The organism is Salinisphaera sp. G21_0 (assembly GCF_017744115.1).
GTDB lineage: Bacteria > Pseudomonadota > Gammaproteobacteria > Pseudomonadales > Endozoicomonadaceae > Endozoicomonas.
On the sequence record NZ_JAGHQW010000055.1, the window covers coordinates 1 to 14,569 of the forward strand.

Genomic DNA, 14,569 nt, shown 5'->3' on the forward strand with positions numbered 1-14,569 from the left:
CGTGCAAGGGCTCGTCCAACCCCCGTTGCAGCGAATGCTGCACATCACCTCTTTTATGCTCTGCCTAAATTCGCCAGAATCTGGTAGATTGTAGCGGTGCAGAATTCGCTGAACTAATCGTTATGCGCCAAATAGTCTCTGCCACACAGTCAGTTTTGCTTTGCGTGTTATATCTTCACAGCAAATTTTATCTGCTTCGTAAACGTCCATCGCAGTGTTGTAATAATCAGCACCAAGTACCGTAGTGACCATCCGGTTAAAATACTTTCTCAGGCTCCGGTATTGCAGTAGGGCTACACGGTTTTCTTCATAAAACTGTCTATAAAACTCGTAACCTTTATCTTCCATCTTTCCCTCCCTTGCGCATAACAACCCACTCCAACGGACAGCCTACGGCTGCCGCTGAGTCCAAACGGTTATGCGATTAATCGTAATCACCAAGAATATGGTTTTCTATTGCGGCCTTACAACTTTCAATACCATCTTCTATTGGCCCTGCAGTAAAAGTATCGCAAAATATTTCACCGTTTGGCGCTATAGCGTGATAGTAAGTTAATGCTTCACCTTCAAGGGATTCATCAACTGATACCTTCCATTTGTACTCGCCGTAAGTTCCGCTCACTTCTTTAGCCAGGGAATATAATTCACTCATAACTTTTGCTTGACCTCACGAAAATGGTTCCCGGTTTCCGCATAACAACCGCATCAACCGGACTGCGCCGGTTATGCAAAAGGTTATGTCGCTCTTTCTTGTTCCGCTTTAACTTCCTGTTTTGCTCTGCGAACAGAAAAGAAACAGCGTAGAAACGGAGCAACTGGGAATATCAGAAGGTATGCAAATGCAGCAATCACATTTACAAGGGCTTCCAACAATTCCTCAAAACAAAATTCAGACAGTGCTTCCTTGTAACCGAAAAACAATCGGTATGATTTCCAGTATCCAAGTTTCGCGAGGTTTGACGGGCATTGCCTGATTTTCCCGTCATCTCTTATTAAATTATCCAAGTCCGTGCCTCCCGCAACATAACAACCGCGTCAAGGGGACTGCGCCCCTTACGCAAAGGTTATGCGTCATAAGTTCATAATGCTATTAATCGACTCAAGAGCCTTTTTGCAGGCAATACAAAGGTTATCATCCCCATTTTTTGCAGCAGTTCGCTCAGCCTGTCTAATCACATCAGCGCACTCAGCTAAAACTAAGCCAGTGTCGTTCTGTGATTGTCTAAGTAGCGTGATAATTCTGTCTTTATCCATTATCCAAGTCCTCTGCCAAGCGCATAACAACCACATCCAGCGGACAAGCCCGCTATCTTTCCCAACGCTCACGATTAATTAGTTCTGTAACATCGGTTTCTGGCTCAATGCCGCTCAGTCGATCATAAACTGTTCTGTATGCGAGCTGTGACAATCTTACTATTTGTGCTCGCTGCATTCGTTCACCTCTAAAAATGTAAAAAGGGGACTCGGTTCTGTCTTGTTTTTTCTCTCCAACAAGCGTTGCCTGGCTGTTCTCCGTTCTGTTGTTACCTCCCCACTTAACAGCGCTGTATAAAACACTATTGTATTCGCGTATCAATTCCCGGGGTATCGACATTCGGGCTTTTGACAGTGCAGTTTTCACCTGTGCTATGGCTATATCTGGAACAACCAGGCTGCTATTCAACCATTTAAATACCGTGTTTTCAGTCTTGTTAGTAATACTGCATAGATCCTTGTGAGACAGTCCATTCAGCTTGAGCACTTCTTTTAAGAGGGCTGAGCGATCTCGTTTCATTCGTCCAGCCCTTTAAATTTTTGCTCAAACTCCCGATGTTTTAGCTGTTCGTTGGTTGTACCTGCGAACCACTGGTACAGAAAGCTGTCTTTATTCAACGGTGCGTCTGCATCGAGTGATGCATTGCCGCCTTCTGCAAACAGATACGCACATACTGACTGATGCAGACGCCAGAGCACGCTATTTGATTCCGGAAAATCTTCTTTAAACGCGCTTAATGTGTGATACCAGCGAATACAGCCCGGATCGTCGCCATTAATTTCATCAAAAACACTTTCGATTACCTGGTTACGCATGCTGACCAGCGCATACATTTCAGTCTCTACGTCGTCAGGGACTTTGGAGCGACCAGATTCCCAATACTGCCAGGTCCTACTCGAAACACGGCCGATAAATTCAGCGGCCTCACTGACATCGAGACAAAGCAGACGGCGCACGGCTTGCAGCTCGTAATTATTTAATTCATTCCAAGGCATTTGAATCTCCAAAAAAAAGGCGGGGCTTACCCCCGCTCTATTAATCCTATTAATCAATACACGAAATTCTATGCATTACGTATTTTTTTGAATACGTCACGACCGAACCTTTTAACAAGAGCATCTTCGCTGTATTCCAGATCGAACGCACGAAGCACTGCTGTCAGATGATCATTATTTTCATCGTCTGCCATATATCCATAGTCATCCTTTGCTTTTTCTGACTCAATAGCACTAAGCAGCTTGTCCAGATCAGAAGTGTTTTCGTAGTATTCTCTAGCAAGCTTGGTGGCTTCTTTTCTAAGAGCATTTGTTACTGTGTAGTCATCATCCAAAAAGCGCAACATTTCTAAACTTTGATCAGCGTCACAGCCGAAGCCGCCCGCCTCCTGCATTCCCCATTCATTAAAAGCACGCATTCCACATGTTCTTTCTTCAGTCTGGAAAACAATATGGAAATATTCAGAATCGCCGTTTTTATTAGTCACTGAAACGTCCATGTCTACCTGGAACCCATCGAGCACTATGCAAGCTGGCGTTGCTGCATTTTCAAACAGAGAGAAAGAGACAAAATCGTCAAAAGTTTCAACAGATTCGATTGAGAAGGAAGTTTTCATTATTGTCACCTTTTTTGTGAGTGGTTCGGGCTGTTCCCGCAACCTGTAATTTCATTATATGTTCGCATTTGCGAACATGCAAGTTTTTTTTCATACGGTTGAAACTCTGCAGCGAGTTGACATTCAAGGGACACAGGGACATACTGAACCCTAACGTGTGGTTTTTGCGCCTTGATATTTTCAGGCGTTTTGCACCCGAAGCAGATATACGGCTCCCCCCTGGTATTAACCGGCTGGGGAGTTTTTTTATTCCCGAATTGTTCCCAATAACCGGCTCAGGCTTCCCCGCTTGTAGCCGGTTTTTTTATTTGAGTATCTATCATGCTTCTGACATTAGAGCGCAGCTATCTCCAGCACTGCGTTATCGGAGAATTGCATGTTCCTGGCTTTCACACCTACGCCACCATCGAACGACCGTGGCGAGGCAATGAACGCAATATCAGCTGTATTCCTGAAGGGGTTTATAACTGTGTACCGCACAATGGCCAGAAGTTTAAAAATGTCTGGCGATTAGAAAATGTTCCTGACCGGTCAGCGATCCTGATTCATGTCGGCAACTATGCCAGGGAAGTGCAGGGCTGCATTGCTGTGGGCAAGATGCTGTCTGCCACCGATTACATGGTACAGAATTCAGCTCAGGCGATGGATGAATTGCGCGGTTATCTGCCTGAGACCTTCCAGATCCGAATTACAGTAAAGCACCCGGAGTATCCATAAATGATCGGCTGGCTTGGAGCAATCACCGGGTTGGTAGGCAAGGCCATTGACAAGGCGATACCCGACAAGGATCAGGCGAACCAGCTCAAGGCCAGCATCAACAGCCAACTGATTACCCTGGATAAGAGCGAGCTGGAACAGGCCGGTAAAATCATTACCGCCGAGGCGAATGGCGAAAGCTGGTTGCAACGCAACTGGCGACCATTGACCATGCTGACATTTACCGGGTTAGTAGTAGCGCACTGGCTAGGCTGGACCGCAGAAAACCTTTCAGAAAGCCAGATCATTGCATTACTGGAGATTGTAAAAATTGGCCTTGGTGGTTACGTCGTAGGCCGTTCCGCTGAGAAAGTGATGAAGCAGTGGAGCAAAAAGGCATGAGCGACAACTGGCAGGCCCGCATTGAAAATAAATTAGATCAGCTGACAGAAGTGGTAGTAGCGCTGGCTAAACACGATGAGCGCATTACAAATCTATCAAAACGCCAGGACAGAACAGAAGAGCGGTTAGATAAAACAGAAAGCCTTGTAGATCGGAATACGATTATTGCCAAGGCGGGGCAGTGGGTAACAGCGTGCATAGTCGGCGGTATTGTCGCTACGGTTATACGCCAGGTTATTACAACGCTATGAAATTAACAGCACTGGCAATCGTTCTACTGATAACAGGATGCCAGAGCTACACCATTGCACCTGAAGTAAACCGCATTAAAAACTCAGCCGTTCGGGAAGCCTATAAAGCCTGTTCCATTGACGCGCAGATTAACGGCAGTGACGAAGAAGCCTGTAAGCAACGGGTTATCAAAGACCTGATTCAATTCGGCAACCAGGTATTGATCAACGCCAAGTGTGTGAAGCAGTACGAGGTAAAGAAGGATAAGCAGTTATGACCGGCAAGCGTAAGAGTATCGACTGGGAAGCTATCGAGGCAGACTATCGCGCCGGTCAGTTGTCTATTCGTGCTCTTGCTGACAAACATGGCACTAAAAACAGTACTGTAAGGAGTAGGGCGAAAAAGGAAGGATGGGAAAGAGATTTAAGTGGTCAGGTAAAGCAGGCTGCAAAAAACAAACTTTCGCGCACAGTTTCGCACACCTCTGTCGCTCAAATAGGTGAGCGAGAAATTGTAGATCAGGCCAGTAATGAGGCGGTTACACTGGTACTCATGCACCGCCACGGTATTGCAGAGTATCGCCAGATTGCCGCCCGGTTATCCGCCTACCTGATGGATGCTGAGATTACCAACGACAATCACCAGAATATTGCCCGGTCACTAAACAGCGGTATTGATGCACTGGCGAAAGCGATCAAGCTGGAAAGGCAGGCGTTCAATCTGGACGACAACGAGGATAAAGGTTCTGACCTGGCTGCATTGATGGACAGTCTTGAGAGTCAGGACATAGCTGTCGAATGAGTCCTGCCGAGCTTAAAGCCAAGTTGTCAGATCGTTGGTGGCGACTCAATCATTTGTACTGGATTGAAGACGAACACGGTAAGGCGATTCAATTCAAGCCAAGGCCGCTACAGACTCACTTTTACAACAATATCTGGTACTGGAACAACATACTGAAAGCCCGGCAGCTGGGGTTCAGCACATTCATTGATATTCTGATACTGGACTCAGCCCTGTTTATCCCTAACCAGCGTTGCGGGATTATCGCTCACACCCGGGACGACGCCGAGGAGCTGTTCAGAACCAAGATCAAATTCGCCTATGACCATCTACCGGATGAGATCAAGGCAGCAAGGCCAGCGGATACCAGCCGGGCGCAACAACTGGTATTCAGTAACGGCAGCAGTATCAAAGTCGGGACCAGTATGCGTTCCGGCACGATTCAATGGTTGCATATCTCTGAGTACGGGAAGATATGCGCCAAGTTCCCGGAGAAGGCTAAGGAAGTCAGGACCGGTTCATTCCCTGCTGTTCACGAAGGTTCGTACTGTTTTATTGAGTCAACGGCTGAGGGCGTGGGAGGCGACTTCTACGACCGTTGCCTGAAATCCATGAGCCACACTGGCAAGCTCAACAAGAAGCAAGCCCGGTTCCATTTTTATGCCTGGTTCGACGATCCCAAGTACGCCATGACACCTGCGCAAGGCTGGACACCGGACGAACGGGTTAAGAAGTACCTGGATGAGAAAGAGCGGGAAACGGGGACAACTTTCACGCCAGAGCAACGCTACTGGTACGAAGTGACAGAATCCACCTATGGTAATGAGATGCCACAGGAGTACCCGACAACGCCCATTGAGGCGTTCTTGTTCTCAGGACGGGTTAGATTCCCAAGTCATCATATTGCGCTGGCCAAGGCTGAGTGTATGGCACCGAAGCACCGTTACCAGCTCACTACTCAAAGCCTGTTACCGGACGACAACGGCAAGCTGGAAGTATGGTACAAGCCAGAGCCCGATATGCACTACGCTATTGGTGTTGACGTGGCAGAGGGGCTGGTAAACAACGATTACAGCGTATTCCATGTGGTAGACCGTGACGGTTATCAGGTTGCTAAATGGCATGGACACGTAGAGCCTGATGAGCTGGGCAGTATGGTTAATCAGGTAGGCCGGTTCTACAACAACGCACTGGTAGGGGTTGAGCGGAATAACCACGGACTGACAACCATTACCCGGTTACGTGATTTGAACTACCCCAACCAATTCATACAGAAAGACCCGGAACACCGAGCCGGGGAGAAGCTGACCAAAAAGATTGGCTGGCTGACAACCAGCAGAACCAAGCCGCTAATGATTGACCACCTGGCAGAGCTGTTACGGGATGAATGCCACGGTATCGCCTGTCATCGCACGGTCAGCGAGTTGCAGACCTACGTTATCGACGACGCGGGCAAGACCAACGCTCAGGACGGTTGCTATGACGATGAAGTGACCAGCTACGCAATCGCCCAGCAGATGCGGCTGCAACTGCCCAAAATGAAACGAGCAATCCCTCAATCCAACTTCAAGCCAGGTAAAGCCGGTTACGCCTAATGTACTCACCGACAGAAGATATGACAGCGGTACAAGTGCCGAACACTGACGCTGAAGCACTGGAGCAGGCCGCGAACGAGGCATTGCGGATTAAAGACGCACTGGCAAGAGACCTGCATCAAGAGTGGAGCCGACGCAAGGAGGCGAGGCGGGAGATTGAACAGGAGTGGATAGCGGCCCTGCAAGCCATCAAAGGCGAACACGACGCAGACACACTATCAAGAATGGCGGAAAACGGGCAGCTGTCACGTATTTATGTAAAAGTGACTCTCACTAAAGTCAACGCTGCCTATTCCCGTTTGATTGACCTTCTGTTCAGTCAGGTTGATTCATTCTGGGATATTGTGCCAAGCCCCATGGCCACACTACCGAAAGCAGTCAAGCTGGTTGTCCGTAAGCAGGCTAAACAAATGGCCACCGTTCAGGCCGTGCAAGCCCCGATACCAGCAGAAGCCAAAAGCCAGATGGTGGCGCAGCTGGAAGGCGAGCTGTATGAAAAGCTCACCGAGGCCATTAAAGCCGACTCACTGGAAAGCGCAGAGAAAGCCTGTACCGCCATTGCCCGGCAGATCAAAGACTACTTAATCCAGGCTCACGCACTGAAAGGGTTAAAGAAAACCGTTCGGGAAATGGTGGACCTGGGAACGGGCTGTGTGAAGACAGCAACGGTGAAGTTTTTAGAGCGTGAAGGCTGGGAAGCGGACGACGATGGCCAGTGGAATCTCACCGGGCAGAAGCAGATTGTTCCTGATGTTGAGCACGTTTCTATCTGGGAAATGTACCCGAATAACTGGAGTACCGACGCAGAAGACCCGGAAGACCCCATTAGACGCAGAGTACTAACCCGCCACGAGCTCAGGCAGTTAGCCTCAGCTCCGGCATTCGACAGCGAGCGCATTGGCGAAATTCTCACCCAGCTACCCAATGGCGACCACGAAGATTTGGAGTGGGAGCGTGAACTCAGGAACATGAATGAGTCCGACGACCGCTATCACGACGCCAGTAAACGCTATGACGTATTCGAATATTGGGGACTGGTTGATGGACAAAAGCTCTCACAATACGGTGTGCAGGTAGACGACCCGTTTATTGAGTACCAGGCGAATATCTGGTTTTGTGCTGACCGGGTGATTATGGCGCGGCTGAATCCCATGAAGCCCGAGAGTATTCCCTACAAGTTTGTGCCTTACCAAATTCTGGCTCACCGGTTCTGGGGTGTGGGTGTACCGGCAATGATGGCCGATGCACAAGCCGCAATGAATGCCAGTGTTAATGCCTTGTTGGATAACGTGGCACTCACCGCAGGCCCGATGCTGGACATTGACGTGGCCCGGCTGCCCGAATCCGTGTCCATGGAAGAGGCCAGGAAGATATTCCCATTCAAGGTGAATTTCTACGACAGCAGCAAAGGCGGTGAAGGCCCGGCAGTCACAGTCAACAACATCACCAGCAACCAAGGCCAGCTGCAAGCCGTGTTTGAAATGTTCCGGCGCTTTGCCGACGAAGAAACCAGCCTGCCCAGCTACACTCACGGCGAGCAGGGCAAAAGCATGAACAAGACCGCCAGCGGTATGTCTATGCTGATGAGCGCTGCCAATATCGCCCTCAAGTCAGTGGTCAAGAACATCGACGACTACATGACAAAGCCCCTGATCGAATCCCTGTATCACTTCACCATGCGCTGGTCTGAGATTGACGAGAAGCGCGGCGATCTGGACGTAGTAGCGCAAGGTTCAAGCGCACTGGTGGCGAAAGAGATGCAGAGCCAGAAGCTCATGCAGGTTATGTCGTTTACCGCCAACCCGGTAGACGGACCGCTCACGGATCGGCGCTACCTGCTGGAAGAGTATCTACGCAGCAATGATCTGGACCCGGATAAAGCCCTGATCTCACAGGAAGAACAATATGCAATGCAGGCTGGACAAATCAACGGCGGAGGCATTGCTGGCGCTCCGGTACAACCCGCACTACCAGCAGCTAATGACGTACCTCAAGGTCAGTCTGGAGGAAACCCACAGCCGACTGGTCAGCAGTAACGATCATCACCAGACACTCAGGCTCCAGGGTGAAGCGCGAGAGCTGCAAGACACCCTGAAGCTGATCGATCGGGCAGAGACACTACTGAACGCTCACAAGCAGTAAACCGAACACCGATTAACCCCGAAAGCCCGAAGGTTTAGCCGCCTCCGGGCTTTTTTTATGGCTGGACACGCCCCGAGCACCCGGCCCCACAACCTCAGTGGACACGCCCCGAGCACCCACAAAGGAGAAAAATAATGGCTATTAACCCAGAGCAGCTGGAAGCGGAAGCAAACGCAGAACTTGAAGCGATGATGCAGGTACCCGCAGACGACGCGGACACCCCGGCACCAGAGATCAAAGAGCCTGCCACCCCTGAGCCAGCGAACAACCCTGAGCCTAAACCACCTGCACCCGCAGACACGGATAGTGGCAACTGGGAAGAACGCTACAAAAACCTGCAAGCCCATACGACCAAGGTCAACCAGGAAGCCAGCGACCTACGCAGGCAGCTTGGAGAGATGCAGCAACAGCTAAACCAGCTCCAGCAGAGTGCCAATACCGGCACAGCAAAAGACGTTGATCTGCCAGAGCCGGATGAGTTGGACAGCGTAGCGCAAGACTTTGACGAGCTGGCACCCATGATCAAGCGCATGAAAGAGCAAGAAGCCCTTATCAAAGAGCTGAAAGCCCAGCGTGATCAGGAGCACCAGCACCGCGAGCAGGCAAGCCAGCAGAGCTTTATGGCAAAAATCGCTGAAGCGCACCCCGACCATGCACAGGTCTACCAGTCACCAGAGTTTAAAGGCTGGATTGAACGACTGCCGGGCATTGATCGAAACGCCGTAAACGCAGCATTCAGCAATCAGGGCAGTGCAGAAGACGTGATCGAAGTCTTCAACCGCTACAAGCAAGCCAGTGGACTGGGCAGCAAGCACGATCAGGCCGCAAGGGAATCTGTACCCGAACTTCGCAGCCGGTCACAACCACAAACACGAACCGCCCCCAAATTCACCTGGAGCCAGATCCAGAAGATGGACCCCGCCGAATACGCTCAACGAGAAAAAGAGATCGACGAGGCCATTATGCGCGGGGAGGTTCAGTAAACACTGAGGTAAACCACCATGTCTGTTTTTCCAAGCGGAGCCAAAGCTAACGGCCTGTCCGTTATTTATTCCAAAAAACTGAACGCCAAGTTCTACGCTGGCACTTCCCTGATGGAAATGTGTAATTCCGACTGGGAGGGCGAGATCCAGGGCGAAGGCTCCAAGGTCATCATCCGTAGCCGCCCGGATGTAGCGATCAATGACTACACAGGCACTGTCACCTATCAAGGTCTGGAGCCTGGCAAGATTGAATTGCCAATCGATCAGGCCAAGTACTACAGCTTCAAGGATGATTACATCCAGAGCTTGCAGTCCAACATCAAGGAAGTGGATGAAGCCACCCTTGATGCCTCTGAAAACATGAAGATTGTCGTAGAGACTGATGTTCATGCGGTGATGGCGGCTAATGCCGGTCTAACCTGGGGTGACACAACTGCCGGTGATGTTCTGGATAAGAGCAACGTGCTCGACTTCATTGTTGATATGGGTACGTTGCTGGACGAGAACAACGTGCCTGAGTCTGGCCGCTTCCTGAAACTGCCACCTTGGGTGTGCGGCATGATCAAGAAGTCTGAGCTGAAAGATGCCAGCCTTGCCGGTGACGGTACTTCTGCCCTGAGAACAGGCCGCTTGGGAATGATCGACCGCTTTACGATCTACAACTCCAACACACTGCCAACCGGTGGCGGCAAGTTCAACATTCTGGCAGGCACCAAGCACGCTACTGCGTTCGCCAGCCAGTTTGTGAACCACGAAACTCTCACGCTGGAGAGCACCTTCGGTAAAGGGCACCGTGGTTTGAAGGTATACGGCCGCAAAGTGGTGAAGCCTGAAGCACTGGTAATGGCGGTTGTTAAGAAGTCTTAACCGCTAAAGAGCCTAAAAGCCCGTTACTCACAAGGTATCGGGCTTTTCTATTTCTTAAACACACATCAAACAGGTATCCCATGGATATTTTCGACATTGAAACCGCTTCAAAAGACGAGCTGATTAAACATGCGATGGATATGTTCAAAGCGGAATTGAATCCAAGAGACAGGCCCCGCGATCTTCGTACCCAGGTTGCCGCCCTTTATGAAGGCAAAGGCAAAGGCAATGGTGATAAACCAGTAGCTACCCCTGCAAGCGATGACGAAGATTACGAATACTGCCTCAATCCGAAAAACAAACGGGTGCTGATTGCAGCGCCAGGTATGAAACGACTGGTGAAACAGGGCGAGCTGGTCCCCTGCGACAAGGACGGTAATCGCCTGTGAAAGTGGCCGAGCTGATTACCCGGGTACGTCAACTGTTGCAGGATGCCAGCGCGTACCGTTGGGACGATCCAACCTTGCTGGACTGCTACAACGAAGCGTTAATGTGGGTAGTTCAGCAACGGCCTGATGCTAATAGTGCTGTCATCGAATTTAACTGCGAGCAAAAGAGCCAGCAGGACAAACCGGCAGACGCTTATCGTATATTGGGGCCAGTGGACAACATCGACACCGGCAGAGTCATTCAAAGCAAAAGCATGGATGATTTAACAGCGTTCGATAGCAACTGGAGCCAGACACCCTTTGGTGGTTTTGGAAACTACGTCGAGTACATGGTCTACGACGAGCGTACACCCGATGTATTCTGGCTCTACCCCTATCCCAACGTGGCGCACACCATCAGCTTGCAGGTCAGCCGGGAGCCGGTATTAGTCACCGACGCAGCCACTACTGATATTGAGATTCCACTGATTCATCTCAATGCTCTCAAGCACTGCATGATGGCTTACGCCTATCTGACGGACGGGGAAACCGAGGGAAATCTGATGCAGGCCCAGAACTATTTGAAGCTGGCGGCGAATGACCTCAATCTGAAGTGGAACATTGACCTGATGTTCTCCCGCCCCATTGAAGGAGACACCCAGTGAGTGTACCCCTTGCTGATTTTCTGAGGCGAATTAAGCCCCACGTCAACGGCTGTCCTGAAATCACCATTGCCGACACCCTGATCGATGTGCTCAGGGATACCTGCAACACCTGTGACTTGTGGAAAGACGACAGGCAAATGGTAGTGGTCGTCAATGGCGTGAATGCCTACGAGCTGGACGCGCCCCCGGACACAGAGATCAGCAAAGTACTGTCAGTCACCCGGGAAAACGGCAACCGCTTTGATGGCTGGCACCACAACGGCAGGAATACCCTGCATATCAACTACACCCCCGGAGAAGGGCAGCAGCTCAGGCTATGGGTGACAACCTCGCTGATTCCCGCCTATGGCATTACGGAACTGCCTACATCGGTATTCAGTGAGCTGGTGTCGTTTGTCCCGTTCGGCGTCGCGGCAAGGCTGCAAGACATACCCGGCACCAACTGGTACGCCCCCGATCTGGCCAACAAAAACCAGATGAAATACCGCAGCCGGTGCAACGAGCTGAAAATCAAAACCATGGCCGGATTTACTCAAGCAAACCAGCAAGCTACACGGAGGCGCTTTGTATGATGCCCGAACGAGTTGATTTAGAGGCCTTCATTAATGGCGACTCAGCAACACTGGTGATTGATATTGTCGATAGCTCAGACGGAACCACCCCGCACCCGTTAACCGGCTGGACATTCAAGCTCACGGCCAAGCACAGCAAGTATCAGTCCGATGAAGAAGCAGTCATAGCCAAGAGCATCATCACCGACAACAGCAGCCAGGTCGTCTTTACCTTCACTCACGACGACACCAACCAGCTCTTACAGTCCGCCTACGACTACGACATTCAGGTATCCAACCCGGAGCAGGACACCGTATCCACCCCGTTTATGGGCAAGCTACGCATTAAGCGTGGCGTCACCGAGGACGCATAACACCATGGCAACGATTGGCACTTTTACGCTCAAGTTCAACACCGATGTTTCCATGGCTGGCACGTTACGGGCAGCAGTGGCACAAGACCGGGCAGCGGTAGAGCAGATCAAAACGGACATCGAGCAGATTGAGCGGGGGATTAACGCCGACCATTCCGATGTAACCGCCAAGCATGCTGATGTAGTGAAAAAGCATGGTGAGGTGGAAGCAGATCGGCAGGAAGTGGCATCAAACAAAGCCGCCATTGATTCCATTCAAGGCAACATCAACAGCCAGCAAAGCGACATTACCACCCGCCATACCGATATTGTTGATAAGCACAACGCGGTTAAGGCGCAGGCCGCACAGGTAGCCAGCAACGCGCAGGACGTTGCCAGCAACAAAGCCCACGTAACTCAGACCGTCAACAACTTCAACACCACCGCCGCCAATGCTTTGCAGTCGGTTACAGGTGAAGGCGCAAAGCAAAACACCCGCATCATTGCCCAGGGTGACACTCAGGAAGATCGAGTCATCAAAGCCAGTAACAACGAAGTGGCCAGCGTCACAAGAGAGGGCCAGACACAGCGCAACCTGATCGGCACCGCATCCGGCAATGAACAAACCGTTATAAGAAACGCGGGAGCGGCTCAGACAAATCGCGTTAAAGAGCAGGGCGACATACAAGACACTCGTATTTCGTTTGAAGGTGACATCTTAATCAACAAGGCCACAGAGCAGGCCAACAAAGCCGAGAGCGAGGCGAATCAGGCAAAAGCCATCAGGGACCAACTTCAATACCTGACAGCCCCTTCAAACTTTATTGGCAGGGCTGGCAATGCCGGATTTGGAGCAGGCGTCTGCCCTGAGCTGCCAGCTAACTTTTCAGCATTTGCAGAAACCTACAACCAGAGCGCAGCCACCTACGGCAACTACCGATACAGCGACGGCTCTATTATGGTCTGGGTGCCATTGTTCTATTACCGCATCACCGGCAATAATATAGAAATCGCATCCGAATCTGACTACGAAAACCGCGCGGCAGCCGAGGCGGATAACTTCGCACTGCACCGGGCTTTTATTGATGGCGGTCAAGTGCAGCGAGGCTTCTTCGTCGATAAATACATGGTCTCCGCCAACAATGGCGTGGCATCCAGCATTAAAGACGGTCTGCCAATGTCTAGCCATTCGGCGCATAACCCATACTCCCAGGTGGGCGCACCGAACAACTATGGCGGCAGTATTGAAGCCTGCAAAACCAGAGGCGCACAATTCTTCCCGGCCAGCCGGTTTATTCATTCGGCGTTAGCGTTGCTTTCACTGGCTCACGGCCAGGGCGCAACCAATGACGCCTATTGCGCTTGGTACGACTCGGCAGGCGCAAAGAACTACCCGAAAGGCTGCAACAACAACGCACTGGGCGACACGGATGATAATACGGTTGCCTATGAGTCCGACGGGTACAGCAATTGTGGTAAAACCGGCTCAGGCTCGCCATTTGCCAAAACTACCCATAACGGGCAGGCTTCCGGCATCGCTGATCTGAATGGTCTGATGTGGGAGGTAAGCCTTGGTATTACACGCCCCGGCACCAGCTCAGGTGACGCCACCGCAGGGAATCCCGGCGAATTCTACTGCCTGAAAGAGTCGGTAAGGATGGCTGACCTGACTAGCGGATGGAATGCGCCAACTGACGCATGGGGCGATGCTACGCACATCGCCACAGTCTATGATGCGGTTGCGCTCCCTCATATTGGGCATGCGTCCAGCTGGGTACGGTTCGGTAATAACGAGAAGCCGGTGTTATCGGCAGAAACCTCTGGGAATGGCTGGATGACTACCGGTCTTGGTATCTTTCAGCCAGATGGCGGCTCTTCCGGTGGCGCTAATCAGTTTGGCCGTGACGGGTTATACAGCTATCACCGCGCCAACCTTTGCCTTCTCTCCGGTGGCAACTGGGCCCATGGTTCGATTGCGGGTGTGTGGTGTGCGACTCTCAGCAACTCTCGCCACTACTCGGGCAGCCATGTTGGGTGCCGGGCCGCCTGTTATTTGTCTTAAGGCGCGG

22 protein-coding genes are annotated in these 14,569 nt (G+C 51.1%); 15 read left to right on the plus strand and 7 right to left on the minus strand.

The window, feature by feature from the left end:
• Positions 1–120: 120 nt before the first annotated feature.
• The 7 genes from J7439_RS20480 to J7439_RS20510 all read right to left on the minus strand — a co-directional run bounded on the left by J7439_RS20480 (position 121) and on the right by J7439_RS20510 (position 2,867).
• Positions 121–348: a hypothetical protein gene (locus J7439_RS20480; RefSeq protein WP_209203854.1), complete on the minus strand. Its 228-nt coding sequence runs from the start codon at positions 346–348 to the stop codon at positions 121–123.
• A 76-nt stretch (positions 349–424) separates the two neighbouring features.
• The gene (locus J7439_RS20485) at positions 425–652 is read right to left on the minus strand and encodes a hypothetical protein (RefSeq protein WP_209203855.1); all 228 of its coding nucleotides are present in this window, start codon (positions 650–652) and stop codon (positions 425–427) included.
• Positions 653–735: 83 nt separating this feature from the next.
• Positions 736–1,005: a hypothetical protein gene (locus J7439_RS20490; RefSeq protein ID WP_209203856.1), complete on the minus strand. Its 270-nt coding sequence runs from the start codon at positions 1,003–1,005 to the stop codon at positions 736–738.
• A gap of 66 nt (positions 1,006–1,071) precedes the next feature.
• Positions 1,072–1,254, minus strand: coding sequence for a hypothetical protein (locus J7439_RS20495; protein ID WP_209203857.1), 183 nt, complete (start codon positions 1,252–1,254; stop codon positions 1,072–1,074).
• A gap of 52 nt (positions 1,255–1,306) precedes the next feature.
• Positions 1,307–1,774, minus strand: coding sequence for a hypothetical protein (locus tag J7439_RS20500; protein ID WP_209203858.1), 468 nt, complete (start codon positions 1,772–1,774; stop codon positions 1,307–1,309).
• Complete coding sequence (locus tag J7439_RS20505; RefSeq protein ID WP_209203859.1) at positions 1,771–2,250, minus strand: Aca2/YdiL-like domain-containing protein; 480 nt, start codon at positions 2,248–2,250, stop codon at positions 1,771–1,773. Before J7439_RS20505 ends, J7439_RS20500 begins: the two co-directional genes overlap by 4 nt.
• 68 nt (positions 2,251–2,318) lie before the next feature.
• A complete protein-coding gene (locus J7439_RS20510) occupies positions 2,319–2,867 on the minus strand; it encodes a hypothetical protein (RefSeq protein WP_209203860.1) in 549 nt (182 codons plus the stop codon).
• Between the two features lie 321 nt (positions 2,868–3,188).
• Between J7439_RS20510 and J7439_RS20515 the strand changes: the two genes are divergently transcribed.
• From J7439_RS20515 to J7439_RS20585, 15 genes are all read left to right on the plus strand, one after another.
• Positions 3,189–3,584 (plus strand): DUF5675 family protein, encoded by a 396-nt coding sequence (locus J7439_RS20515; RefSeq protein ID WP_209203861.1) that lies wholly within the window; start codon positions 3,189–3,191, stop codon positions 3,582–3,584.
• Positions 3,585–3,965 carry a 3TM-type holin gene (locus tag J7439_RS20520; RefSeq protein WP_209203862.1) on the plus strand — a complete coding sequence of 127 codons (381 nt, stop codon included), beginning with the start codon at positions 3,585–3,587 and terminating at the stop codon, positions 3,963–3,965.
• Positions 3,962–4,216, plus strand: a complete 255-nt coding sequence (locus J7439_RS20525) for a hypothetical protein (RefSeq protein ID WP_209203863.1) — start codon at positions 3,962–3,964, stop codon at positions 4,214–4,216. Before J7439_RS20520 ends, J7439_RS20525 begins: the two co-directional genes overlap by 4 nt.
• Positions 4,213–4,473: a hypothetical protein gene (locus J7439_RS20530; RefSeq protein ID WP_209203864.1), complete on the plus strand. Its 261-nt coding sequence runs from the start codon at positions 4,213–4,215 to the stop codon at positions 4,471–4,473. Before J7439_RS20525 ends, J7439_RS20530 begins: the two co-directional genes overlap by 4 nt.
• Complete coding sequence (locus J7439_RS20535) at positions 4,470–4,997, plus strand: hypothetical protein (RefSeq protein WP_209203865.1); 528 nt, start codon at positions 4,470–4,472, stop codon at positions 4,995–4,997. The genes J7439_RS20530 and J7439_RS20535 overlap by 4 nt, the downstream gene beginning before the upstream one ends.
• Positions 4,994–6,571: a terminase large subunit gene (locus J7439_RS20540; RefSeq protein WP_209203866.1), complete on the plus strand. Its 1,578-nt coding sequence runs from the start codon at positions 4,994–4,996 to the stop codon at positions 6,569–6,571. Before J7439_RS20535 ends, J7439_RS20540 begins: the two co-directional genes overlap by 4 nt.
• A 20-nt stretch (positions 6,572–6,591) precedes the next feature.
• Positions 6,592–8,607 carry a portal protein gene (locus tag J7439_RS20545; protein WP_209203867.1) on the plus strand — a complete coding sequence of 672 codons (2,016 nt, stop codon included), beginning with the start codon at positions 6,592–6,594 and terminating at the stop codon, positions 8,605–8,607.
• Positions 8,552–8,713 (plus strand): hypothetical protein, encoded by a 162-nt coding sequence (locus tag J7439_RS20550; RefSeq protein ID WP_209203868.1) that lies wholly within the window; start codon positions 8,552–8,554, stop codon positions 8,711–8,713. The genes J7439_RS20545 and J7439_RS20550 overlap by 56 nt, the downstream gene beginning before the upstream one ends.
• A 134-nt stretch (positions 8,714–8,847) precedes the next feature.
• A complete protein-coding gene (locus tag J7439_RS20555; protein WP_209203869.1) occupies positions 8,848–9,696 on the plus strand; it encodes a hypothetical protein in 849 nt (282 codons plus the stop codon).
• An 18-nt stretch (positions 9,697–9,714) separates the two neighbouring features.
• Complete coding sequence (locus J7439_RS20560) at positions 9,715–10,563, plus strand: hypothetical protein (protein ID WP_209203870.1); 849 nt, start codon at positions 9,715–9,717, stop codon at positions 10,561–10,563.
• A gap of 80 nt (positions 10,564–10,643) precedes the next feature.
• Entirely contained in the window at positions 10,644–10,952 is a 309-nt protein-coding gene (locus J7439_RS20565) for a hypothetical protein (RefSeq protein WP_209203871.1), read from the plus strand.
• A complete protein-coding gene (locus J7439_RS20570) occupies positions 10,949–11,596 on the plus strand; it encodes a phage adaptor protein (RefSeq protein WP_209203872.1) in 648 nt (215 codons plus the stop codon). Before J7439_RS20565 ends, J7439_RS20570 begins: the two co-directional genes overlap by 4 nt.
• Complete coding sequence (locus tag J7439_RS20575; RefSeq protein ID WP_209203873.1) at positions 11,593–12,168, plus strand: hypothetical protein; 576 nt, start codon at positions 11,593–11,595, stop codon at positions 12,166–12,168. Before J7439_RS20570 ends, J7439_RS20575 begins: the two co-directional genes overlap by 4 nt.
• Entirely contained in the window at positions 12,165–12,521 is a 357-nt protein-coding gene (locus J7439_RS20580; RefSeq protein ID WP_209203874.1) for a hypothetical protein, read from the plus strand. Before J7439_RS20575 ends, J7439_RS20580 begins: the two co-directional genes overlap by 4 nt.
• Before the next feature lie 4 nt (positions 12,522–12,525).
• Positions 12,526–14,562: a hypothetical protein gene (locus tag J7439_RS20585; protein WP_209203875.1), complete on the plus strand. Its 2,037-nt coding sequence runs from the start codon at positions 12,526–12,528 to the stop codon at positions 14,560–14,562.
• Positions 14,563–14,569 lie beyond the last annotated feature (7 nt).